At 41.5% G+C, this 287-nt stretch carries 1 protein-coding gene; it reads right to left on the bottom strand.

Features of this window, described 5'->3' with window-relative positions; genetic code table 11:
• The coding region (locus tag IQR33_RS17715; RefSeq protein ID WP_193843892.1) for a type VI secretion protein IcmF/TssM N-terminal domain-containing protein at positions 1-287 on the bottom strand (287 nt) is incomplete at both ends.

The raw sequence follows: 287 nt of genomic DNA on the forward strand, positions 1-287 counted from the left end.
TCAATGTCCGTTGAATTAGCGGATGCATCTAGCGCATTACTTTCAAGCACTCTCACTAGATTTCGATAGCTATCGCGGTAGTACTCTGCAAATACACCTTTGGCTTCTTTTAGTGGGATAGAGAGGAACTCAACACGTGTCTTGAGAGAGCTAAAGTGCATGTATTCTTTAAAGCCGTCTAACTTGTCTAGCTTTGACATAATCAAATAGATTGGCAATGCTGAAGACGTTTTAGAGTTGATGGTACTCAAGCGCGCCAATAACGACGAAATGGTGTACTCTTTTTG

Source organism: Vibrio sp. OPT46 (genome assembly GCF_015163535.1).
Taxonomy (GTDB): Bacteria; Pseudomonadota; Gammaproteobacteria; order Enterobacterales; family Vibrionaceae; genus Vibrio; species Vibrio alginolyticus.